22 protein-coding genes are annotated in these 22,584 nt (G+C 69.5%); 5 read left to right on the forward strand and 17 right to left on the reverse strand.

Translation table 11 applies throughout. The features are described 5' to 3' along the window. Positions 1-31 precede the first annotated feature (31 nt). The 3 genes from OG947_RS02255 to OG947_RS02265 all read right to left on the reverse strand — a co-directional run bounded on the left by OG947_RS02255 (position 32) and on the right by OG947_RS02265 (position 4,054). Positions 32-2,314: a polyribonucleotide nucleotidyltransferase gene (locus OG947_RS02255; RefSeq protein WP_056445309.1), complete on the reverse strand. Its 2,283-nt coding sequence runs from the start codon at positions 2,312-2,314 to the stop codon at positions 32-34. Positions 2,315-2,675: 361 nt separating this feature from the next. Further along, positions 2,676-2,945 carry a 30S ribosomal protein S15 gene (gene rpsO / locus OG947_RS02260; protein ID WP_027505086.1) on the reverse strand — a complete coding sequence of 90 codons (270 nt, stop codon included), beginning with the start codon at positions 2,943-2,945 and terminating at the stop codon, positions 2,676-2,678. A gap of 140 nt (positions 2,946-3,085) precedes the next feature. After that, on the reverse strand, positions 3,086-4,054 hold the full coding sequence (locus OG947_RS02265; protein ID WP_222637681.1) for a bifunctional riboflavin kinase/FAD synthetase: 969 nt from the start codon (positions 4,052-4,054) through the stop codon (positions 3,086-3,088). A gap of 66 nt (positions 4,055-4,120) precedes the next feature. Between OG947_RS02265 and OG947_RS02270 the strand changes: the two genes are divergently transcribed. Then, positions 4,121-4,789 (forward strand): metal-dependent transcriptional regulator, encoded by a 669-nt coding sequence (locus tag OG947_RS02270; protein ID WP_027505084.1) that lies wholly within the window; start codon positions 4,121-4,123, stop codon positions 4,787-4,789. Between the two features lie 21 nt (positions 4,790-4,810). Here the strand turns inward: OG947_RS02270 and truB are convergent, their stop codons facing one another. From truB to rimP, 11 genes are all read right to left on the reverse strand, one after another. Further along, positions 4,811-5,728, reverse strand: a complete 918-nt coding sequence (truB, locus tag OG947_RS02275) for a tRNA pseudouridine(55) synthase TruB (RefSeq protein ID WP_328813027.1) — start codon at positions 5,726-5,728, stop codon at positions 4,811-4,813. Between the two features lie 78 nt (positions 5,729-5,806). Beyond that, positions 5,807-6,481 carry a 4'-phosphopantetheinyl transferase family protein gene (locus OG947_RS02280; RefSeq protein WP_056445312.1) on the reverse strand — a complete coding sequence of 225 codons (675 nt, stop codon included), beginning with the start codon at positions 6,479-6,481 and terminating at the stop codon, positions 5,807-5,809. 20 nt (positions 6,482-6,501) lie between these two features. Next, complete coding sequence (locus OG947_RS02285) at positions 6,502-7,461, reverse strand: metallophosphoesterase family protein (RefSeq protein ID WP_222637683.1); 960 nt, start codon at positions 7,459-7,461, stop codon at positions 6,502-6,504. A gap of 2 nt (positions 7,462-7,463) precedes the next feature. After that, positions 7,464-8,834, reverse strand: coding sequence for an MATE family efflux transporter (locus tag OG947_RS02290; RefSeq protein ID WP_328809699.1), 1,371 nt, complete (start codon positions 8,832-8,834; stop codon positions 7,464-7,466). Continuing rightward, on the reverse strand, positions 8,831-9,772 hold the full coding sequence (locus OG947_RS02295) for a DHH family phosphoesterase (protein ID WP_328813949.1): 942 nt from the start codon (positions 9,770-9,772) through the stop codon (positions 8,831-8,833). Before OG947_RS02295 ends, OG947_RS02290 begins: the two co-directional genes overlap by 4 nt. Before the next feature lie 31 nt (positions 9,773-9,803). Further along, the gene (gene rbfA, locus OG947_RS02300; RefSeq protein ID WP_027505079.1) at positions 9,804-10,253 is read right to left on the reverse strand and encodes a 30S ribosome-binding factor RbfA; all 450 of its coding nucleotides are present in this window, start codon (positions 10,251-10,253) and stop codon (positions 9,804-9,806) included. Between the two features lie 19 nt (positions 10,254-10,272). Next, positions 10,273-10,563 carry a DUF503 domain-containing protein gene (locus tag OG947_RS02305; protein ID WP_027505078.1) on the reverse strand — a complete coding sequence of 97 codons (291 nt, stop codon included), beginning with the start codon at positions 10,561-10,563 and terminating at the stop codon, positions 10,273-10,275. A gap of 94 nt (positions 10,564-10,657) precedes the next feature. Further along, positions 10,658-13,522, reverse strand: a complete 2,865-nt coding sequence (infB, locus tag OG947_RS02310; protein ID WP_027505077.1) for a translation initiation factor IF-2 — start codon at positions 13,520-13,522, stop codon at positions 10,658-10,660. A gap of 186 nt (positions 13,523-13,708) precedes the next feature. Then, positions 13,709-14,122 (reverse strand): YlxR family protein, encoded by a 414-nt coding sequence (locus tag OG947_RS02315; RefSeq protein WP_374197734.1) that lies wholly within the window; start codon positions 14,120-14,122, stop codon positions 13,709-13,711. Beyond that, on the reverse strand, positions 14,071-15,075 hold the full coding sequence (gene nusA / locus OG947_RS02320; protein ID WP_027505075.1) for a transcription termination factor NusA: 1,005 nt from the start codon (positions 15,073-15,075) through the stop codon (positions 14,071-14,073). Before nusA ends, OG947_RS02315 begins: the two co-directional genes overlap by 52 nt. A 4-nt stretch (positions 15,076-15,079) precedes the next feature. Continuing rightward, entirely contained in the window at positions 15,080-15,694 is a 615-nt protein-coding gene (rimP, locus tag OG947_RS02325) for a ribosome maturation factor RimP (RefSeq protein ID WP_328813028.1), read from the reverse strand. Between the two features lie 162 nt (positions 15,695-15,856). On the opposite strand from rimP, the gene OG947_RS02330 reads away from it, so the two are divergent. After that, complete coding sequence (locus tag OG947_RS02330) at positions 15,857-16,396, forward strand: hypothetical protein (protein WP_328813029.1); 540 nt, start codon at positions 15,857-15,859, stop codon at positions 16,394-16,396. After that, on the forward strand, positions 16,393-16,839 hold the full coding sequence (locus OG947_RS02335; RefSeq protein WP_027505072.1) for a ferritin-like domain-containing protein: 447 nt from the start codon (positions 16,393-16,395) through the stop codon (positions 16,837-16,839). Before OG947_RS02330 ends, OG947_RS02335 begins: the two co-directional genes overlap by 4 nt. Positions 16,840-16,864: 25 nt before the next feature. Here OG947_RS02335 and OG947_RS02340 read toward each other — a convergent pair whose 3' ends face one another. Together OG947_RS02340 and OG947_RS02345 are read right to left on the reverse strand one after the other, a co-directional pair. After that, the gene (locus tag OG947_RS02340; protein WP_328813030.1) at positions 16,865-17,371 is read right to left on the reverse strand and encodes a hypothetical protein; all 507 of its coding nucleotides are present in this window, start codon (positions 17,369-17,371) and stop codon (positions 16,865-16,867) included. Beyond that, complete coding sequence (locus OG947_RS02345) at positions 17,368-19,122, reverse strand: proline--tRNA ligase (RefSeq protein ID WP_222637687.1); 1,755 nt, start codon at positions 19,120-19,122, stop codon at positions 17,368-17,370. Before OG947_RS02345 ends, OG947_RS02340 begins: the two co-directional genes overlap by 4 nt. 44 nt (positions 19,123-19,166) lie before the next feature. On the opposite strand from OG947_RS02345, the gene yaaA reads away from it, so the two are divergent. Further along, positions 19,167-19,910, forward strand: a complete 744-nt coding sequence (gene yaaA / locus OG947_RS02350) for a peroxide stress protein YaaA (RefSeq protein ID WP_027505070.1) — start codon at positions 19,167-19,169, stop codon at positions 19,908-19,910. Next, positions 19,907-21,133 (forward strand): DUF2786 domain-containing protein, encoded by a 1,227-nt coding sequence (locus OG947_RS02355; protein ID WP_056445005.1) that lies wholly within the window; start codon positions 19,907-19,909, stop codon positions 21,131-21,133. The genes yaaA and OG947_RS02355 overlap by 4 nt, the downstream gene beginning before the upstream one ends. Here OG947_RS02355 and OG947_RS02360 read toward each other — a convergent pair. Further along, positions 21,124-22,581, reverse strand: coding sequence for an MFS transporter (locus OG947_RS02360; RefSeq protein ID WP_222630838.1), 1,458 nt, complete (start codon positions 22,579-22,581; stop codon positions 21,124-21,126). The genes OG947_RS02355 and OG947_RS02360 overlap by 10 nt on opposite strands. Positions 22,582-22,584: the final 3 nt, after the last annotated feature.

The raw sequence follows: 22,584 nt of genomic DNA on the forward strand, positions 1-22,584 counted from the left end.
CGCAGACCGCGCCGCCGCGTTCGTGTACTTCTTACTCAGCGCTGACCTCGTCGGAGGTGGCGACCTGATCGTCGGCCGGCGCGGCGGCTGCCGCGTCGTCCTCGACCGGGACGAGGCTGATCTTGCCGCGGTTGTCGATGTCGGCGATCTCCACGCGGAGCTTCGATCCGACGCTGACGACGTCCTCGACCTTGTTGATGCGCTTGCCGCTGCCCAGCTTGGAGATGTGCACCAGGCCGTCACGACCGGGGAGCAGCGAGACGAACGCGCCGAATGCCGTGGTCTTGACGACGGTTCCGAGGAACCGCTCGCCGACCTTGGGCAGCTGCGGGTTCGCGATGGCGTTGATCATGTCGATCGCGGCCTGTGCGGACGGGCCGTCCGCAGCACCGACGTAGACGGTGCCGTCATCCTCGATCGAGATGTTGGCGCCGGTCTGCTCGGTGATCGAGTTGATCATCTTGCCCTTGGGCCCGATGACCTCGCCGATCTTGTCCACGGGGACCTTGATCGCGGTGACACGCGGTGCGTACGGGCTCATCTCGTCCGGCGCGTCGATGGCCTCGGCCATGACGTCGAGGATCGTGACGCGCGCGTCCTTGGCCTGCGACAGCGCACCGGCCAGAACCTGCGACGGGATGCCGTCGAGCTTCGTGTCCAGCTGCAGGGCGGTGACGAACTCGCGGGTGCCGGCGACCTTGAAGTCCATGTCGCCGAACGCGTCCTCCGCACCGAGAATGTCGGTGAGGGCGACATAGCGGGTCTCACCGTCGACCTGGTCGGAGACCAGACCCATGGCGATGCCGGCGACCGGTGCCTTCAGCGGCACACCGGCGTTGAGCATGCCCAGCGTCGACGCACAGACCGAGCCCATCGACGTGGAGCCGTTGGAGCTGAGCGCCTCCGAGACCTGACGGATGGCGTAGGGGAACTCCTCCTGGCTGGGGAGCACGGGGAGCAGCGCGCGCTCCGCGAGGGCTCCGTGGCCGATCTCGCGACGCTTCGGCGATCCGACGCGTCCGGTCTCGCCGGTGGAGTACGGCGGGAAGTTGTAGTGGTGCATGTAGCGCTTGCTGGTCTCGGGTCCGAGCGAGTCGATCTGCTGGGCCATCTTGACCATGTCGAGGGTGGTGACGCCCAGGATCTGGGTCTCGCCACGCTCGAACAACGCGCTGCCGTGGGCGCGCGGGATGACGGCGACCTCGGCGGAGAGCTCACGGATGTCCGTGATGCCGCGGCCGTCGATGCGGAACTGGTCCCGCAGGATGCGCTGACGCACGAGCTTCTTGGTCAGCGAGCGGAACGCTGCGCCGATCTCCTTCTCGCGGCCCTCGAACCGGTCGCCCACGCTGGTGAGGATCTGATTCTTGACCTCGTCGAGCTTGCTCTCGCGCTCGGTCTTGCCGGCGATGGTGAGTGCCTCGTTGAGCGGGATCTGAGCCGCACCCTCGACAGCCTCGAACACGTCGGACTGGTACGCGGGGAAGAGCGGGAAGTCGCCGGTGGGCTTGGCGGCCGCCGTGGCGAGCTGCTTCTGCGCCTCGCACAGCGATGCGATGAACGGCTTCGCTGCTTCGAGGCCCTCGGCCACGATGGCCTCGGTGGGCGCCTGCGCGCCGTCCTCGATGAGGGCGATGACCTTCTCGGTCGCCTCGGCCTCGACCATCATGATCGCGACGTCGGCGTCCGCACCGGTGCCCGAGACGACGCGGCCGGCGACGACCATGTTGAACACGGCCTTCTCGAGCTGCTCGTTGGTGGGGAACGCTACCCACTGCTTGTCGATCAGGGCGACACGGACGCCGCCGATGGGGCCGGAGAACGGCAGGCCCGCGAGCTGGGTGGACGCCGACGCGGCGTTGATGGCCACGACGTCGTACAGGTCCTTCGGATCGAGGCTCATCACGGTGATGACGACCTGGATCTCGTTGCGCAGTCCGTCGACGAACGTCGGACGCAGCGGCCGGTCGATCAGGCGACAGGTCAGGATGGCGTCGGTGCTGGGGCGTCCCTCACGACGGAAGAACGATCCGGGGATGCGGCCGGCGGCGTACATACGCTCCTCGACGTCCACCGTGAGCGGGAAGAAGTCGAAGTGGTCCTTGGGGTGCTTCGAGGCGCTGGTGGCCGAGAGCAGCATGGTCTCGTCGTCCAGGTACGCGACGACGGCGCCGGCGGCCTGCTTGGCCAGCCGCCCGGTCTCGAAGCGGATGGTGCGGGTGCCGTACGACCCGTTGTCGATGACGGCAGTGGTCTCGAACACGCCCTCGTCGACCTCGGTGGCCGCTGCGGTGTTCGTGGTGGTCTCTGACATGGAAGTCTTCTCGTCCTCTCGTCTTCGCCGTGCCCACCCGGGCGCGCACTCGAACCCGGTGGTCCGGTGCGGCGTCCCCGAGTCGACGTGCGAGCGGAGGCGGCCCACGATCGAAGTCCCCCGGGCCGGGTCGCGCTCCGCGCGTCCGGAAACCGAGAGACCACTACCGAAGACCGACACCGCGACGTGTGTCGGGGACGAACGGCTGATGGTGCTCACCGCCGAGTCGGCGGCCTACCTGTGGTGCTGTGCACTCCCGGAGAGGGAGTACTGCTGTGACACTACCGGTCCACGACGAAGGGCCGACGAGGAACAGCCGTGGGCTGCCTCGCCGGCGCGATCGCGTGAACCATGACGGAAATTATCGACGCAGTCCCAGACGCTCGATGAGCGAGCGGTACCGCGCGACGTCGACCTTCTGCACGTACTTGAGCAGACGACGACGACGACCCACGAGCAGCAGCAGGCCGCGACGCGAGTGGTGATCGTGCTTGTGCACCTTGAGGTGCTCGGTGAGATCCTGGATGCGCTTGGTGAGCATCGCCACCTGGGCTTCCGGCGATCCGGTGTCCGTCTCGTGGACGCCGTACTCGCCGAGGATCTGCTTCTTCTGTTCGGTGGTCAAAGCCACAGTGAAACTCCTGATGCAGTGCCGTCCGCGCGTGGATGGTGCCGCACCCGAGGGCGCGGTGTTGCAGCCGCCGCGGACCGCAGCGAACAACAGTCGTCCATCCTACCTCAGTGGCCGAGGCCCGAACGACACCTCTTCATTCAGGCGTCCAGGGCGGCGAGGATGTCGCGGGCACGGTCGACGTCGAGATCCATCTGCGCGATCAGCTCGTCCACCGAGGCGAAGGCCTCCATGCCGCGCAGACGCTCGACGAAGTCCACCGCGACGTGCTGCCCGTAGAGATCGGCGTCGCCGTCCAGGACGAACGCCTCCACCGTGCGGGTGCGTCCCGAGAACGTGGGATTGGTCCCCACCGACACCGCTGCGCGACAACGCTTTCCGGGAGTCACGGTACCCATGATCGGTCCGGGTCCGAGCACCGTGAACCACGACGCGTACACCCCGTCCGCCGGGATGGCGGCGTGCATGGGCGGCTTGACGTTGGCCGTGGGGTAGCCGATGGTGCGGCCACGGCCGTCACCGTGCACCACCACGCCCTCGACTCGGTGGGGTCGACCGAGCGCGTCGGCGGCGGCCGCGACGTCACCGGCGTCGACGCAGGCGCGAATGTAGGTGGAGGAGAACGTGACCGACTCCTCGGCCAGCAGAGTGACACCGTCGACCGCGAACCCGAACCGCGTGCCGGCGGACCGGAGCAGAGCGACGTTGCCGGCGGCCTTCTTGCCGAACGTGAAGTTCTCCCCCACCACGACCTCGGCGGCGTGCAGCCGCTCGACGAGGATGTCGTGGATGTAGCGATCGGGGGTGAGCTTCATGAACTCCGGCGTGAAAGGCATGACGCAGAAGACGTCGATGCCCAGTTCCTCGGCCAGTTCGGCACGCCGGGTGAGGGTGGTCAGCTGGGCCGGGTGACTGCCCGGACGCACCACTTCCATCGGATGCGGATCGAAGGTCATGAGCACACTCGGCACTCCGCGTGCCGCCGCCGATGTCACGGCGCGGTCGATCAATTGGGCGTGGCCGCGGTGTACGCCGTCGAACACGCCGATCGTCAGAACACATCTGCCCCAGTCGGCCGGGACATCGTCGAGACCTCGCCATCTCTCCACGACCAGGAGCCTACGGGCCGACGATCGACCGGTCACGTCCGGCGCACCGACGGCTAAGCTGTCGGCGTGCCAGCCCCTGCCCTCTCCACCGTCGCGCAGGACTACCTCAAGGTCATCTGGACCGCGAGCGAGTACTCCGACGAGCCGGTGAGCACCAAGATGCTCGCCTCCCGGATGTGCGTCTCGCCGTCCACGGTCTCCGAGGCCGTACGCAAACTCGCCGATCAGGGCCTCGTCGACCACGCCCGCTACGGGTCCATCACACTCACCGAGGCCGGGCGGCGCGCCGCCATCGGCATGGTCCGCAGGCATCGGCTCATCGAGACCTGGCTGGTCGAGGAGATGGGCTACGGCTGGGACGAGGTGCACGACGAGGCCGAGGTGCTCGAACACGCGGTGTCGGACCTGCTCGTCGAGCGCATCGACGCCAAGCTCGGTCGGCCGTCACGCGACCCGCACGGTGATCCCATCCCCACCATCGACGGCACCATTCCCGCACCGCCGGCGGTACCGCTCAGCGATTTCGTCGCGGGCCAGAAGGGCCACGTCACCCGCATCTCCGACTCGGATCCGGACATGTTGCGGTACTTCGATTCCATCGGCATCACCCTCGACCTGTCGATCACGATGGTCGAGCGCCGCGACTTCGCCGGGACCGTGGCCGTGCAGGTGGCCGACACGGTACTCGACCTGGGTCATGTTGCCGCCGAGGCGATCTGGATGACCACGGACTGACGCCGGACCGCCCCGACGAACTCAGGGGCGCAGCGTGGCCGGCCGCACGACCATCACGGTGCTGGCCCGCTTGCCGCGTTCCTGCACCAGGGCGATGGTGTGGCCGTTCTCGTCCAGTGCCGCGTAGATGCCGGGCATCCCGATCGGGTCGAGCCAGCGTCCCTGGCTCAACGATTCGGCCTCGTCCGACGTGACCGTCCGGTGCGGGAACGCCGTGCGAGCGGCAGCGTCGATGTCGAGGCTCACGTGCGGGTCGTCCCGCACCTCGTCGAGACTGCGGGCGTGCTCCAACGTGAACGGTCCGACCCGGGTGCGCCGCAACGCGGTCAGGTGGCCGCCGACGCCCAGGGACGCACCCAGGTCTCGCGCGAGCGCCCGCACGTAGGTCCCGGACGTGCACTCGACGTGGACGTCCAGATCGATCACGTCGCTCCCCCGGCGACGCTCCAGGACGTCGAAGCGGGAGACGGTGACCGTGCGCGGTTCGAGCACGACGTCCTCGCCCTCCCGAACGAGAGCGTGGGCGCGCTTGCCGTCCACCTTGATGGCGCTGACACTCGACGGGACCTGACTGATCTTCCCGGTCAGCGCGGCGACGGCCTCGTCGATCCCGGAGTCCGTCACCGCACTCGTGTCCGCCGTCGACACCGTCTCGCCCTCGGCGTCGTCGGTGGTGGTGGCGGCTCCGAGGCGGACGGTCGCGGTGTACTCCTTGGTGGTCAGCGACAGCAGACCCAGCATCTTGGTCGCTCGCTCGACACCGAGCACCAGCACCCCCGTCGCCATGGGATCGAGAGTGCCGGCGTGTCCGATGCGGCGCGTCTTCAAGGCCTTGCGACAGGCGGAGACGACGTCGTGGCTGGTGACTCCGCCACTCTTGTCCACCACCAGAAGTCCGGCGCCGTCGAGTCCTGTGGGGGGTTTGGGGTGAGCTGGCACGAGGGAGAAGTCTGTCAGAAGATCGCGGGAAGGCCGGAGGCCGGCCGTCCATAAAGCGGGAAGGCCGGAGGCCGGCCGTCAGAAGACCGTGATCGCAGTGACGACGAGGCCGTCGGAGACGGCCCAGCGTCCGTCGAAGGAGGTGAGCGGTGCGCCGCTGGTGGTGTCGCCGGGGACCAGCAGCCGGGAGCGGAAGGTACCGGTGACGGTCGAGCGTCCCGCCGAGTCGGCATCGCGCTCGAAGGTGATGTGCGCGTCCTCGAATCCGAGCCACCGCCCGGTCAGCGGGTACCAGGCCTTGTACGTCGCCTCCTTCGCGCAGAACAGCAATTTGTCCCACTGCACCTCGTCGTCGGTGCGGGTGGCCAGGACCTCACGCTCGGCCTCGATGCTCACGGCTTTCAGCACGCCGTCCGGCAGCGGTTCGTGCGGTTCCGCGTCGATGCCCACCGAGCGGACCTGCAACGCGTAGCCCACGGCGGCGGCGCGATAGCCGTCGCAGTGCGTGAGCGAGCCGACGACGCCGCCCGGCCACACCGGCGATCCCATCTCGCCGCGCAGGATCGGACCGGGCTCGAGTCCGAGCCGGCCCATCGCGAGTCGGGCGCAGTGCCGCGCCGAGGTGAACTCGCGCTTGCGCTTGTCGACGGCCTTCTCCACGAGATGCGCCTCGCGGGGGTGCGGGGTGAGACCGGGCGGATCCTCGAACAGCTCCTCGGCGACGACGCCGCGCGCGAGCAGCCCGCCGAGCAGGGAGGTCTCTCGTGCCGTCGTCACAGTCGCTTCTCCGCTCGCATCTTCTCCACTTCCGCTTCCATCTCCGGCGTGACTGTGAAGTGGCCGCCGAACTTGTTCAACGATCCCGGCGGGTACTCGGGGACCGGAAGGATCTGTCGCAGCACCTGATCCGGGAGTCCGCGGCGTTTCCACTCGCGCGGGTAGCCCACCGACACTTCCTCGAACCGCACGCCGTCGTAGTACGTCGTCCGTGGGATGTGGAGGTGGCCGTAGACCGCACACAGGGCGTTGTAGCGGGTGTGCCAGTCCTTGGTCGCCGTGGTTCCGCACCAGAGGGCGAACTCGGGATAGAACAGCACCTCGGTGGGCTGCCGCACCAGCGGCCAGTGGTTGATCAGCACCGTCGGGATCGAGGTGTCCACCTCGGCCAACCGCTTCTCGGTGATCGCCAGCCGCGCCGCGCACCACGCGTCGAGGGACGCGTAGGGCGTCGGGGTGATGAGGAACTCGTCGGTGGCCACCACGTTGCGGCTGCGCGCCAGCGCCAGACCGTCGAGCTTGTTCGTGGTGCCCGCAGGCAGGAAAGAGTAGTCGTACAACACGAACATCGGCACCAGCGTGACGGGGCCCAAATACCCCGACCGGCCTCCGGCCTGCCCGACCTCCCCCTCCCACACGGGGAACGGGTCCTCGGGCGTCAGCACACCCAGTTCCCGGCACATCGTCACCAGGTAGTCGTAGCGCGCCTCACCGTGCATCTGTACCGGGTCCTTGACCGTGGTCCACAGCTCGTGGTTTCCCGGCACCCAGATCACGGTGTCGAACTTCGACTTCAGCTCGGCGAGCGCCCAGCGGATGTCGTCCGTCTTCTCCGACACGTCTCCGGCGACGATCAGCCAGTCCTCGGGGCTCTCCGGTTCGATGGCCTCGGTGACGGGCCGGTTGCCCTTGTGACCGACGTGGATGTCGCTGACGGCCCACAACTTGGCTGGCACACTCACGACCCTTCTGCGGTTGATGTTCGGCTCCCGACGGTATCGGTCCCCGTTCTGATCCAGGCGCCCGACGCGGTCCGCCAGACCACGGAGACCGCTCTCAGGCTGACGAACACCATCAGGCCCACCCAGATTCCCGGCAACCCCCAGTCGAGGATCGCCGCGAGCCAGATCAGCGGTAGGAATCCGACGACGGCGCTCGCGAGAGTCGCGTTCCGCAGGAAGACGGCATCCCCGGCCCCGAGCAGCACACCGTCGAGGGCGAACACGACGCCGGCGACGGGGATCAGCGCGACGAACAACCACCAGATGCCGTCGATGCTCGTCAGGGTCGACGAGTCGGACGTGAAGAGCGGCGGGATCACGGCGTGGGTGGCGGCGAACAGTCCTGCGAGCACGACGGCGAAACCGACGGACCACGCGGTCACCCGCGAGGCGAGCATCGACGCGGCGCGGCCACGGCCCGCTCCCAACGCGGCGCCGACCAGGGACTGTGCGGCGATGGCCAACGAGTCCAGCATCAACGCGACGAGATTCCACAACTGCAGAACCACCTGATGGGCCCCGACCGCACCGGCACCGAAGCGTGACGCCACGGTCACCGCGGACAGGAAGCAGGCCTGGAAGGCGAACGAGCGGAGCACGAGGTCCCGGCCGAGGACGAGCTGGCGGCGGATGATCGCGAGATCCGGCCGGAGCGAGCAGGTCCGCGGCCCGCGCATCAGGGCGGAGACGAACAGCGTCGCTGCGACGGCCTGGCCGATGACGTTGGCCACGGCGGACCCGACGAGGCCGAGGGCCGGAACGCCGATCAGACCGTGCACGAGGACGGGACACAGCACGGCCGACAGTGCGAGCCCCGCCACCACGTACCGCAACGGCCGCACGGTGTCCTGCACGCCGCGCATCCACCCGTTCCCGGCGAGCGTGACGAGGATCAACGGGGTGCCGAGCACGCCGACCCGGAGCCACGTGGTGGCCTCGGCGGTGATGTCTCCCCCACCGCCCAGCACCGACAGGATCGGGTTCGCGAAGAGCTGGACCACCAGGATCAGCAGGAGGCCCAGCACCACTGCGAGCCACGTGGCCTGGACGCCCTCGTTGCGGGCGTCGTCGTCCCGGCCCGCACCGTGCAGCCGTGCCGCGCGCGCGGTCGTCCCGTACGAGAGGAACGTCAGCTGCGTACTCACCTGGGCGAGAACGAGGCCACCGACGGCCAGACCCGCGAGTGGGAGCGCACCGAGTCGACCCACCACCGCGGAGTCGAAGAGCAGGTACAGCGGCTCGGCCACCAGGACGCCGAGTGCGGGGAACGCGAGGCCGAACAAGGTGCGAGCGGACACCCGCCCGTCCACGGCGGAGCGATCGGTCACCCGAGCGCGGCGACCAGGGCGTCGACGTCGTCCTCGATCGGGCCCGTCGCGGTGTAGCCGGCGGAGAACTTGTGGCCGCCCCCACCCAGCGCGGACGCCACGACGGAGACGTCGACACTGCTCTTCGCGCGCAACGACACGGCCCAGCCCGCCTCGTTCTGCTTGAACACGGCGGCCACCTCGGCCTCCGCGGTGGTGCGCACGATGTCCACGACGCTCTCGATCTCCTCGGGACGCAGTCCGCGAGAGTCCTCGAGCCGCACGATCGCGTAGACGAGCCCACGCGAGCCGGCCGCGTCCGGCACCAGGCGCGCCGAGCCCAGGACGGCGCCCAGCATCGGCAGCCAGGCGAAGGGGTGGGTGTCGAGCAGGCGGCGCGAGATGGCGGCGCCGTCGATCCCGGTCGCGAGAAGTCGCTCGGCCAGCAGGTGGGAGCCCGGCCGGACCCAGCGGAACGATCCGGTGTCGGTCACGAGGCCGGCGAACAGGCAGTGCGCGAGGTCCCGGTCGATCTCGACGCCCCACTCGTCGAACAGCACGGCGACCACCGCTGTGGTGGACTCCGCACTCGCATCGATCACGTGATGCGAGCCGTAGAAGGTGTTGGACCGGTGATGGTCGACGACCAGGGACACGGCGCCGTCCAACCGGTCACCCAGTGACCCGAGCCTGCCTCGACTGCCGGCGTCCACGGTGACCACCAGGTCCGCGTCCGTCGGGACCTCGGCGGGCGGCACCAGGAACTCCGCTCCCGGCAGACCGATCATCGACTCGGGCAACGAGGCGGGCGCCGCGAAGGACACGGTCGGCCGCGCGCCGCGTCGCGAGAGCGCGATGGCCAGGGCGAGCGCACTGCCGATGGTGTCGGCGTCGGGTTGCACGTGGCACAGCAGAGTCACCGTCCGGGCGTCCTTGAGAAGACGGACGGCTTTCTGCATGTCTGCGCGCAGCGTGTCGGTCACCGGGGTCTCAGAGCTCGTCGGTGTCGCTTCGAGGCACCTTGTACGGATCCGGATCACCTGCGGGCTGCGCCCCCGCAGCGGCCTGAGCCACCTTGTCGTCGATCTGGCGGGCACGCTCGAGCAGTTCCTCCATGTGGCGCGCGGTGTCGGGCACCGTGTCCGCACGGAAGGTCAGCGTCGGGGTGAAGCGCACGCCGGTACCGGCACCGACCTTGGTGCGCAGAGCGCCCTTGGCCTTCTCCAGACCCAGAGCGGCAGCCTGGAAATCGGGCTCGGCGTCGAGCGTCTCGCCGCGCACGGTGTAGTAGACGGTGGCGTCGTGCAGGTCCGGGGTCACCTTGGTGTCGGTGACCGTCACGAACGACAGCCGCGGATCCTTGATCTCGTGATCGATGGCCGTCGCGACGATCGCACCGATGCGCTTGGCCAGTTTACGAGCGCGGGCTTGGTCCACCACGATGCGTCTCCTTCGTCCATCAGTCCTCTGGCCCGAACACTCGGCGCCGAACTGCGAGTAGTTGTAGTTCCGGCCTCTCGGCCACGTGTCGCTCGCACGAGTCGAGTACCTCGTGCAGGTGGGCGACGTCCCCGGTGGCGATGGCGACACCCACCATCGAACGACGGTAACGCTCCTGTTCCCCGGTCTCGGCGGCCGACACACCGAAGCGCTGCAGGGCAGCGACGACGGGCTTGATCACCGAACGTTTCTCCTTCAGCGAATGTACGTCGCCGAGCAGGATGTCGAGTTCGAGAGCACCGAGAAACACGAGCACCTCATCGATAGCAGGGTCGGACACCGTCTTCGACGAACGGGTGTGGCCCGCGGACATGCCGCGGGCCACACCCGTACGTTCTCGTCGATCAGTCGCGCGGCTTCTCCCGAAGCTCGTACGCCTCCACGACGTCTCCGACCTTGATGTCGGAGTACGTCACCGTCAGACCACACTCGTAGCCCTCGCGGACCTCGGTGGCGTCCTCCTTCTCGCGCCGGAGCGACGAGATGGTGACGAGCTCGGCGACCACGTTGTTGTCACGCAGCAGTCGAGCCTTCGCGTTGCGGCGCACCAGACCCGAGGTGACGAGGCAACCGGCGATGTTTCCGACCTTCGAGGAACGGAACAGCGCGCGGATCTCGGCCTGGCCCAGCGTGACCTCTTCGTAGACCGGCTTGAGCAGACCCTTGAGCGCCTTCTCGATCTCGTCGATCGCCTGGTAGATCACCGAGTAGTACCGGATGTCCACGCCCTCGCGGTTCGCCAGCTCCGTCGCCTTGCCCTCGGCACGGACGTTGAAGCCGATGATGATCGCGTTGGACGCCGACGCCAGGTTGACGTTGGTCTCGGTGACACCACCCACGCCGCGGTCGATGACGCGCAGTTCGACCTCGTCGTCGATCGCGATACCGACGAGCGCCTCCTCCAAGGCCTCCACGGTGCCGGAGTTGTCGCCCTTCAGGATCAGGTTGAGCTGCGACGTCTCCTTCAGCGCGGCATCGAGATCGTCGAGGCTGATCCGCTTGCGCGACTTCGCTGCCAGCGCGTTGCGCTTGCGAGCGTTGCGGCGGTCCGCGATCTGACGGGCGATGCGGTCCTCGTCGACGACGAGCAGGTTGTCACCGGCACCCGGCACCGACGTGAAGCCGATGACCTGGACGGGACGCGACGGGAGCGCCTCGATGACGTCCTCGCCGTGCTCGTCGACCATGCGACGGACGCGACCGTAGGCATCGCCGGCGACGATCGAGTCACCGACACGCAGGGTTCCGCGAGCGATGAGCACGGTGGCCACCGGTCCGCGACCACGGTCGAGATGTGCCTCGATGGCGACACCCTGTGCGTCCATGTCCGGGTTGGCGCGCAGATCGAGCGCCGCGTCGGCCGTCAACAGCACTGCCTCGAGAAGGGCATCGATGTTGGTGCCCTGCTTGGCCGAGATGTCGACGAACATCGTGTCGCCGCCGTACTCCTCGGCGATGAGGCCGTACTCGGTCAGCTGCTGCCGGATCTTGTCCGGGTTCGCGCCTTCCTTGTCGATCTTGTTGACCGCGACCACGATCGGCACGTCCGCTGCCTGGGCGTGGTTGATCGCCTCCACCGTCTGCGGCATGACGCCGTCGTCGGCCGCGACCACGAGGATCGCGAGGTCGGTGGCCTTGGCACCACGGGCACGCATGGCCGTGAAGGCCTCGTGACCGGGGGTGTCGATGAAGGTGACCAGACGCTCGTTGCCCTCGAGCTCGGTGAGGACCTGGTAGGCACCGATGTGCTGCGTGATGCCACCGGCCTCGCCCTCACGCACGGTGGCGTTACGGATCGAATCCAGCAGTCGCGTCTTGCCGTGGTCGACGTGACCCATGACGGTGACCACGGGCGGACGCTGCTCGAGCTCGTCCTCGCCGCCCTCGTCCTCGCCGTAGGTGAGGTCGAACGAGTTCAGCAGTTCGCGGTCCTCGTCCTCCGGGCTCACGACCTGGACGACGTAGTTCATCTCGCCGCCGAGCAGTTCGAGCGTCTCGTCGTTGACCGACTGAGTCGCCGTCACCATCTCGCCGAGGTTGAACAGCGCCTGCACGAGTGCAGCCGGGTTCGCGTCGATCTTGTCCGCGAAGTCGGACAGCGATGCGCCGCGAGCGAGACGGATCGTCTCACCGTTGCCACGGGGCAACCGCACGCCACCGACTGCGGGAGCCTGCATGGATTCGTACTCGGCGCGCTTCGCCCGCTTCGACTTGCGGCCACGACGGACTGCGCCGCCGGGACGACCGAACGCGCCTGCCGCGGCACCGCGCTGGCCGGGACGGCCACCGCCACCGGGACGACCACGGAAGCCGCCACCGGCAGGTGCGCCGGCACCGGGAGCGCCGGGTGCACCGCCGCCGCCACCGCGGTAACCGCCGCCGCCACCGGCACCGCCGGGACGACCGCCCGGTGCGCCGCCGGGACGACCCGGACGACCGCCGGCTGCGGGAGCCGGGCGAGCCGAGCGGCTCGGCATGGCACCCGGGTTCGGGCGGGGAGGCATGGAGCCGGGATTGGGACGGGGTCCGCCGGGGCGAGGTCCACCCTGACCTGCGGGGGGACGACCTGCTCCACCCTGAGCGGGTGCGCCGCCGGCCGGACGAGGTCCACCCTGGCCTGGAGCCGGACGCGGGGCGCCGGGTCGCGGACCGGCCTGTCCCGGAGCGGGACGCGGCGCGGGGCGCTCGACGGGTGCGGACGAGTAGGGATTGTTGCCGACGCGCGGTGCCTTCGGTCCCGGCTTGGGGCCGGGAGCAGCGGGCGCTGTGGGCGCCGACGCTGCCGGTGCCTCGGGGGCGGGTGCCGCCGGAGCAGCCGGTGCCGCGGGAGCGGCAGGTGCTGCGGGTGTCGGAGCCGGGGCAGCGGGTGCCGGGGCGGCGGGAGCCGACGGGGCCGGAGCCTGCGCGGCGGGCGCCTCGGGTGCTGCTGCGGCCGGTGCCTCGGGGGCCGCCGGAGCCGGCTTCGGACCGGGGCGGGGGCCGCCCGGCTTCGGGCCTGCGCCGTTTCCGGACGGACGGGCGCCGGTCGACGGTGCCGCGTCGCCGGACGCGGACGGGTACGACTCACGGAGACGTCGCGCGACCGGTGCTTCCACGGTCGACGACGCCGACTTCACGAACTCGCCCTGCTCTTTCAGCCGAGCGAGTAGATCCTTGCTGGTGACACCGAGTTCTTTAGCCAACTCGTGCACGCGGGCCTTGCCTGCCACTGCTCTCCTCACTGAGAGGTCGAGCGCGGCTCCTATGGCAGGCGCCCGCACGACCTCGGGTTATCTCGAAACGATGTTCATCGTCGGTGCTTCACGGTGTGCTCATGAATTCGTGTACCTGTTCTCCTCGTGGCGCGGCGAGGTGCCGCGACCGTTCGGCCGGTCGATCGGGTGTGGTCCACACCGTCACGGTGCGAACTCTCGGGCAAGCGCGGACAGGTCCAGCGGACCGGTCACGCGCAAGGCACGCCCGAAGGCTCGACGTCGCTCCGCCTGCTGCAGACAAGTCGCGTCAGGATGCAACCATGCACCCCGGCCGGGCAGTCTGCGGCGATGATCGACCACGGCACCGACCGTGCCGGTGTCGGAGACGCCGGCGACGATCCGCACCAAGGCGGAAGGCGACTCGCGCTGTCTGCATCCTACGCACGTACGCACCGGTCCAGCTGGTGCGGACGCGGTGTCGTCGGACAACGCGTGTCGAGCCGTGTCACAGTCTAACGCGGATTCGGTCCGGTTCGGAACGTCGCCCGCTCGCGCGCGCCGACTCAGTGATCGTCCTCGGTCGGCGCGGCGTCGCTCCGGATGTCGATACGCCACCCGGTCAGGCGCGCGGCGAGCCGCGCGTTCTGACCTTCCTTGCCGATCGCGAGCGACAACTGATAGTCGGGCACCACCACACGAGCGGCGCGGGCAGCCGCGTCGACGACCGTGACAGAGACAACCTTCGACGGTGACAACGCATTCCCGACGAACACGGCGGGATCGTCGTCGTAGTCGATGATGTCGATCTTCTCGCCGGCCAGCTCGCTCATGACGTTGCGGACACGCTGGCCCATCGGACCGATGCACGCGCCCTTGGCGTTGAGGCCGGACACCGACGTCCGCACGGCGATCTTCGACCGGTGTCCCGCCTCGCGGGCCACCGACACGATCTCCACGGACTCGTCCGCGATCTCCGGCACCTCGAGCGCGAACACCTTGCGGACCAGGTTGGGGTGCGTCCGGGACAGGGTGACCTGCGGGCCGCGATTGCCGCGGGTGACGCCCACGACGTAGCACTTGATCCGGTCGCCGTGCTCGTACGTCTCACCGGGCACCTGCTCCGCCGGCGGGATGGTCGCGTCCACGCCCTCGGAGTCGCTGCCGATCCGCACCACGACCGTGCCGCGTGCGTTCAGCCGTGCGTCGGCCTGGATGACACCGCCGACGATCTCGCCCTCGTGCGTCGAGTACTCACCGAACGACTTCTCGTTCTCGGCGTCTCGGAGTCGCTGCAGGATGACCTGACGCGCGGTGGTCGCGGCGATGCGACCGAACCCTTCGGGGGTGTCGTCCCACTCGGAGACGAAGTTCCCGTTCTCGTCGGTCTCGCGTGCCATGACGCGGACCTCGCCACTCTTGCGATTCACGTCGATGTAGGCGTCGGACCGGTGACCGGCCGTGTGCTTGTACGCGGTGAGCAGCGCACTCTGCAGCGTCTCGATCACCGCGTCGATGGTGATGCCCTTCTCCGCCTCGATCGCGCGGAGGGCAGTCATGTCGATGTTCACGTCGTTATCGGCTTTCGTCGTCTGTGTCGTCGTCTTCGTCACCGGAGACGGGCTCCTCCGGCGGGTTCAGCGGATCGAAGCGTCCGGGCGTGACGCCGCCCGCCATCTCGAGCTCCGCAGGATTGGGCTTCTTGAACTCCACCTGCACGGTGGCCGACGTGACCGCGTCGAGCGGCACGGTGCGCAGCGTCGGACCGGTGCGCGAGCGGAGAACGAGATCCAGTTCGGTCGTACCGCCCTCCGAGGTCCGGAGCTCACCGACGCGGGCGTCGATCGTCTCGTCCCGGAGCACGACGGTGACCATCCGGCCGCGAGCACGACGCCAGTGGCGAGGCTCGGTCAGGGGTCGGTCGACACCGGGCGTGGTCACCTCGAGGTTGTACGCGGTGTCCCCGAATTCGGTTGCCGCGTCCAGGATGTCGGAGATCTCGTGGCTCAGCCGAGCGAGCGCGTCGAGCTCGAATCCGGAATCCCGGTCGACGATCACCTTGACGACGCTGTGAGCACCGGCCTTCGACACGGTGACGTCTTCGAGATCGAGATCGCCGTCGGTGAACCCCGGGCCCGCCACGTGTGCGGAGAGGAGTGCGACGACCCTCTCCCTGGATGGAACCGGCATCGCTCGACCACTCCTCGCTGAAGTTGTACAGCTCGCCACCGGCGAACTGGGAAGGGACCACGATACCGCGACCGGGGCGCGTCTCCCGACACGCTGCGTCGTCGCGCCGAGAGTGCTCGTGTCCGGCGCGGGGACGGTGTCCGTGTCTGGCACGATGACCGGGTGCCACCGACAGTTCCGCACCGACCGGTCTTCCTGCACGGCCGCAGTCTCCCGACGCTCTCGCGGCGCACGATGTTGCGCGGTGCGGGAGCAGCGGTAGCGGGCACGACGATCCTCGCCTCGACGGTCGCGTGCTCGGACGGTGCGCAGGACGACGAGGCGGCGCAGCCCGATCCGCTCGCGGCCCATGCCGCCCGGGCCCGCCGGGACGCCGCCGCCGCAACGGCGGCGATCGCGCAGAACCCGGCGGCGGTCGACACTCTCACCGTGATCGCCGATCAGCGGACCGCCCACGCCGACGCGCTCGACACCGAGATCGCACGTCTCACTCCCCCGCCCACGGTGTCGGAGACCGCCGCTGCGGCGACCGGCACTGCCGAGCCGGTGCCGGCTCCGGCACTCACCGACTTGTCCGCGGCGCTGTCGGACGCGGGCCGCAGCGCAGCGGACGACGCGCGTGCGCTGTCCGGTTACCGAGCGGGCCTGCTCGGGTCGATCAGTGCCGCGTGCACGCTGGCGTCCGCGGCGGTGGCCGGATGAGTGATCTCGGCCCGGAGCAGCAGGCCCTCGTGGACGCGCTGAACGTGGAGTTCGCCGCCGTCTTCGCCTACGGCGTCATCGCGGCGTTCTCGAACCCCACCCGCGATCCGATGGTCGCGCAGTACGCCGCCGACCACCGAGCGCGGCGCGACGGCACCATCGACGCCCTGACCGCGGCCAGCGTCACCGCACCGGAGCCCGCGGCCGGGTACACGGTGCCGTTCCCGGTGACCGACGCGGTGGCAGCGGCACGGCTCGCGGCGCAGGTCGAGGACGACGCCGCAGTCGCATGGCGGTCGGTCGTCGAACGGGCCCAGTCCGGGCACACCCGCGACATCGGCATCGTCGCCCTCACGGACTCCGCTCGGCGCGCCTCGGCGTGGAAGGCGATCCTCGGCATCTTCCCGTCGACGGTGGCCTTTCCCGGCACTCCGGCGACCTGACCCCTCCGCCGGTCGGGACCTCGACTCAGGGCTGATCGGTCACGGCGGCGACGATCACCGCGGTGCCCGCGGTCCACGACGCCGCGGCGAGCCGTGGGTGACCGTCGACCATGTCCTGCACCGCCGTCCACGTCGCCCCGTCGGCGTCACCGGTGACCACCACGGCGGTCCCGGGTCGACCGAGCACCAGCGCCCACTCGAGGTACTGCACGGCCTCGGCCGCACCGGCCCGCGAGACGTCGGCGGACACCACACCGAAGGTCGTGTCGTCGTCCGTGCGGAGCTGCGGCAACGATCCGGCGGGTTCGCCGGCGACGATCTCCACCCGGCCTCGTGCCGCCTCCGTGTCGGCCTGGACGGCCGCGACACTCTCGTCCGCGGCGAGCACCACGACGGAGCCGCGCTCGCAGACCGCGTCGGCCGCGAGAGCGGCCGAGCGTCCGTGTGTCGGCGCGATCAGCAGGACTCGGCGAGCGTCGACGAGCCGGGTCAGGACCGCAGGGAGAGACTCGCTCGACGACGAGGTGCTCACACGGGTCGCCCGACTGCGCGCAGGACCTCCCGGCCCGCCGACTCGGCCGGAACGTCGCGAGCCTCACCGGTGAAGCGATCCTTCAGCTCGACGGTGCCGTCCGCCCAGCCGCGACCGAGGACGACGACGAGCGGCACACCGATGAGCTCGGAATCCTTGAACTTCACACCGGGAGACACCTTGGGACGGTCGTCCAGGACGACCTCGAGTCCGTGTGCGTCGAGTTCGACGGCGAGCGCCTCGGCACCCTCGCGCGCGCCCACGTCCTTGTTGGCGATGACGATGTGCACGTCGGCGGGTGCGACGGACGCGGGCCACCGCAGACCCTTGTCGTCGTGCATCTGCTCGGCGATGACAGCCACCAGGCGGGACACGCCGACGCCGTACGAGCCCTGGAGCAGGCGGGTGGGCTTGCCGTTCTCGCCGAGGACGTCGACCGCGAAGGCGTCGGTGTACTTGGTACCGAGCTGGAAGATGTGGCCGATCTCGATGCCGCGAGCGGACACCAGTGCGCCGCGGCCGTCCGGAGAGGGATCACCGTCGCGCACCTCGGCGGCCTCGATGGTGCCGTCCGCGACGAAATCGCGGCCCGCGACCAGGTCGACGACGTGCTTGCCCTTCTCGTTCGCGCCGGTGATCCACGCCGTACCGTCGACGACGCGAGGGTCGACGAGGTAACGCACGCCGTTGTCCTGCAAGGCCTTCGGTCCGATGTACCCCTTGACGAGGAAGGGATTGGCGGCGAAGTCCGCGTCGCCCAGCATGACGAACTCGGCAGGGGCGAGGGAGGCCTCGAGGCGCTTCTCGTCCACGTCACGATCACCGGGAACGCCGATGGCGAGCAGTTCCCACTCACCGCCTGGGATGCGTGTCTTGAGCAGCACGTTCTTGAGCGTGTCCGCCGCGGTGACCGTGCGGCCGAGATCCGCACCGTTCGCCCAGTCGACGAGCGTCGCGATGGTCGGGGTGTCGCCGGTTTCGTGCACCGTCGGTTGCGGCAGGCCCTCGAGGGGGATCGACGGCGGAGCCGGCGTCGTGACGGCCTCGACGTTCGCGGCGTACCCGGACTCGACACACCGCACGTAGGTGTCCTCGCCGACGACCGATTCCGCGAGGAATTCCTCGGACGCGCTCCCGCCCATCGCACCGGACGTTGCCGCGACGATGACATAGCTGACACCGAGGCGCTCGAAGATTCGCTGGTACGCCTCGCGGTGGGCCTCGTAGGAGGTCTTCAGACCCGCCTCGTCCAGATCGAACGAGTACGAGTCCTTCATGACGAACTCACGGCCGCGCAGAATGCCGGCCCGCGGACGCTCCTCGTCGCGGTACTTGGTCTGGATCTGGTACAGCGTGACCGGCAGGTCCTTGTAGGAGCTGTACTCCCCCTTGACCGTCAGCGCGAAGAGCTCCTCGTGCGTCGGCCCGAGCAGCATGTCGACGCCCTTGCGATCCTTGAGCCGGAACAGCCCGTCGCCGTACTCGGTCCAGCGGTTGGTCACCTCGTACGGTTCGCGCGGCAGCAGCGCCGGCAGCGAGATCTCCTGGCCACCGATCGCGTTCATCTCCTCGCGCACCACCTGCTCGACGCGGCGCAGCACCCGGAGCCCGAGCGGCAGCCACGAGTACACACCGGGAGCGATGCGGCGGACGTAGCCGGCGCGCACCAGGAGCTTGTGGCTCGGTACCTCGGCATCGGCGGGATCGTCGCGGAGCGTGCGCAGGAACAGGTGGGACAGACGGGTGATCACAGGCGCACAGCCTAGTCCGTGGGTGTGTCGGTACCGTTCCTGCCGTGCTCGTTCTTCTGCCACCGTCCGAAACCAAGTCCGCGGGCGGCCGCGGTGATCCGCTCGATCTCGACCGGCTGTGGCTTCCGCAGCTCACCGACGTCCGATCGACGCTGGTGAACGCTCTCGTGTCCCTCGCCGACGATCCCGCGGCCTCCCGCACGGCCCTGGGACTCTCGCCGAAGCAGGACGACGAGATCGAGCGCAATGCGGCCCTGACGGTCTCGGCGACGAGACCCGCTCTCGAGCGCTACACCGGAGTGTTGTTCGACGCGTTGGACGCGGCATCGTTCACCCGGGCGCAGAAGGCCAGGGCTCGGCAGCGCCTCGCGATCGGGTCCGCCCTCTTCGGTGCGGTGCGAGCGGACGATCCGGTTCCGGCGTACCGGCTCTCGGGCGGGTCCGCACTGCCCGGGCTCCCCACGCTCCGCGCCCTGTGGAAGCCGGTGCTGCCCGCGGCGGTGACCGCCGCGGCCGACGGTCTCGTCGTCGATCTGCGCTCGGGAATCTACCGCGACCTGGGCCCCATACCCGGCGCGGTCACCGCCACCGTGCTCACCGAGCAACCCGACGGATCCCGCACCGTCGTCAGCCATTTCAACAAGCATCACAAGGGACTGCTGGCACGGGCGCTGACCGTCACCCGCGCGGAACCCACGAGCGCACGGGCCGTCGCCGCGGTCGCCGTCCGTGCAGGACTCCGAGCCGAGGTCGCATCGCCGACCGAGGTGATCGTGCTGACCGAATGAACCCGGTCCCGGAACTGCTGCAGCGCGGCGCCGATGCCGCCGTCGGTCGCACCGCCTCGCAACGCGTGGTGGACGACGTCGCGGACCAGTTGGTTGCCTGCACCGACGCGGATCCCCTCGCTCAGGGGTCCGTCACGCTCCTGTCCACGATCACGGCGCTGTACGAGGAGGGGTGGCAACCGCTCGACCTGCTGCACGTCGTCCGCCGCCACTGCACCGCCGAGGTCACCGGACTCGCCGCGGCGGCCCTCCTGCACGAGGCCGAACTCTCCGACGCCACCTCGCGCGCGCCCGAGAGCTGGGTGCGCCAGGTCGAGGCGATCCGGGCGCTGCGCCCGGACGTCGAGTCGCCCGTCGACGCGTCTCCGAGTCTGCTCGCCGCGCGTCTGCGCCTCGGCGGTGCGTCCGACTACATCGCCGTCAGTGACCAGTGGATCGCCGTGCTCACGCTGCTCGGGCGGTGGCAGAGCCTGCCCCGACTCACCCGGATCGGCGCGCTGCCGTCGCAGTGGCCGTCGGCCCGGACCGCACGCCTTCTGCCGCCCGACACCGTCGTCGGGTCCGGCATGCTCGGGCGCATCAGGGGGCTTCTCGCCAAGGCGGACTCGACCGAGTTCGAGGAGGAGGCCGATGCGTTCACCGCGAAGGCGCAGGAACTGATGACGAAGTACTCCGTCGACACCCTCGTGCTCGCCGAGGGCCGGACCGACGTCGTGAGCAGGCGTGTGCACGTCGACAATCCGCACGCGGATGCGCGTGCCCAGTTGCTGCACGTGGTGGCGACGGTCAACCGCACCCGGGTGGTCTGGGACACCGATCACGCCCTCGCGACGGTGGTGGGTGCACCCGTCGACGTGGAGCAGACCGAGATGCTCTTCACCTCCCTCTCGGTGCAGGCGGCGCGCGCTCTGGCTCGCGCTCCCCGACCGGCTCGGCGGAAGAAGGCCGCATCCGGCTTCGACACCGCGTTCCTGTGGGCCTATGCCGTGCGGCTGGGTGAACGCCTCGCCGAGTCGGACGCGCTGGCCCTCGAGGAGGCGAGTCGCCGGTCCGGCGAATTGCTGCCGATGCTGGCGACGCAGACGGTGGCCGTCGAGGCAGAGGTCGAGCGACTGTTCCCGGCCACCCGGTCGGTCCGTGGACCCCGGCTGGACCTCGCGGGATGGGAGTCCGGGCGCGCGGCGGCGAACGAGGCGGACCTGCCCGCCGACCGTCAGCGGTGAACCGCGTCCTGGGCTGCCTTGGCCTGGGCGACGTCGGCCGCGCTGTAGCGGATGAACAACGCCGAGACGGCGGCGACCGCGGCGAGAACGGCGCAGCCGAGAAGAGCGAACGTGTAGCCCTCTCCCAACGCGACGATCTCCGGCCGGGTCATGTCGACGGCCGAGCCCGTCCGACCGCCCAGTGAGAGCGTCTTCGACGCCGCCATCGCGCTGACCACAGCGAGGCCGAGTGGGCCACCCAGGTTCTGCGCGACGAGCGAGATGGCGGTGAGTGGCCCGATGTTCTTCTGGTCGACGTTGGCGATCGCGCAGAGCGGGAGGGCGATGACCGCCAGTCCGACGCCGAAACCGATGCCGCCGATGGGGAGGAACAGGTTCTTCCAGTACGTCGACTCCACCGTGATGGTCGACGCGAAGATCAGGTACCCGACGGTGAGGACCGCGCCGGTCGCGATGATCCAGCGTGGTGCGACCCGCGGCGCCAGCCACGACGACGCGACGGCGGCGAGCGCCATGCCGCCACCGAACGGGATGAACGAGATGCCGGCGCGCAGCGGGCTGTAGTCCAACACGTCCTGGACGAACACCGCGACGATCACGGTCATCGCGAACAGGGCGCCGCCGGAGAAGAAGATGGCGACGAAGGTGGCGACGCGGTCCCGGTCGCGGAAGAGTTCGAAGGGCAGCAGTGGGTTCCTGGCGCGCCGCTCGACGGTGAGGAACGCGAGCAGCAGGAACAGACCGACGACGATCGCGGTGAGGGTGACGACGTCCGTCCAGCCTCGTTCCGGACCCTCGACGATGCCGAACACGACACCGGTGGATCCGAGCGTCGCGAGGATCGCCCCCGGCACGTCGAGGGGTGCCCGTTCGCCGGCCGTCTCGGTGAGCGCGCGCCATCCCAGGGCCAGGATCGCGAGACCGATCGGCACATTGATGAGGAAGATCCACCGCCACGAGACCTCGGTGAGCGCGCCGCCGATGATGAGACCGGAGAAGGAGCCGACACCGGTCATGGCCGCGTAGATGGCGATGGCCTGATTGCGGACGGGCCCCGGCGCGAACGTGGTGGCCACCAGTGCGAACGCCGTGGGCGACGCGACCGCGGCGCCGGCGCCCTGGATCACGCGGGCCAGCACCAGCATCGCCTCGTTCTGCGCGAGTCCGCAGGCCGCGGACGCCACCGTGAACAGCGCGACTCCGACGAGGAACATGCGCTTGCGTCCGAAGGCGTCGCCCATGCGCCCGCCGAGGAGCATGAGCCCGCCGAAGGCCAGTACGTACGACGAGACCACCCAGTTGCGACCGGCATCGCTGAGGCCGAGTTCGGCCTGCAGCGGAGCGAGCGCGAGGTTCACCACGGTGCCGTCGAGCACGGCCATCAACTGCATGCCGCTGAGCGCGATGATCGCGAGTCCGAAGGCCCGCTCGGTCACGGGATAGGTCATCGG

Source organism: Rhodococcus sp. NBC_00297, assembly GCF_036173065.1.
In the GTDB taxonomy this organism is placed as follows: domain Bacteria; phylum Actinomycetota; class Actinomycetes; order Mycobacteriales; family Mycobacteriaceae; genus Rhodococcoides.

Excerpts from the sequence above, each read along its gene's own strand:
- OG947_RS02255 (WP_056445309.1), bottom strand. The coding sequence starts at position 2,314 with ATGTCAGAGACCACCACGAACACCGCAGCGGCCACCGAGGTCGACGAG.
- OG947_RS02295 (WP_328813949.1), bottom strand. The coding sequence starts at position 9,772 with ATGCAGAAAGCCGTCCGTCTTCTCAAGGACGCCCGGACGGTGACTCTG.
- rimP (WP_328813028.1), bottom strand. The coding sequence starts at position 15,694 with ATGCCGGTTCCATCCAGGGAGAGGGTCGTCGCACTCCTCTCCGCACAC.
- OG947_RS02335 (WP_027505072.1), top strand. The coding sequence starts at position 16,393 with ATGAGTGATCTCGGCCCGGAGCAGCAGGCCCTCGTGGACGCGCTGAAC.
- OG947_RS02355 (WP_056445005.1), top strand. The coding sequence starts at position 19,907 with ATGAACCCGGTCCCGGAACTGCTGCAGCGCGGCGCCGATGCCGCCGTC.
- OG947_RS02360 (WP_222630838.1), bottom strand. The coding sequence starts at position 22,581 with ATGACCTATCCCGTGACCGAGCGGGCCTTCGGACTCGCGATCATCGCG.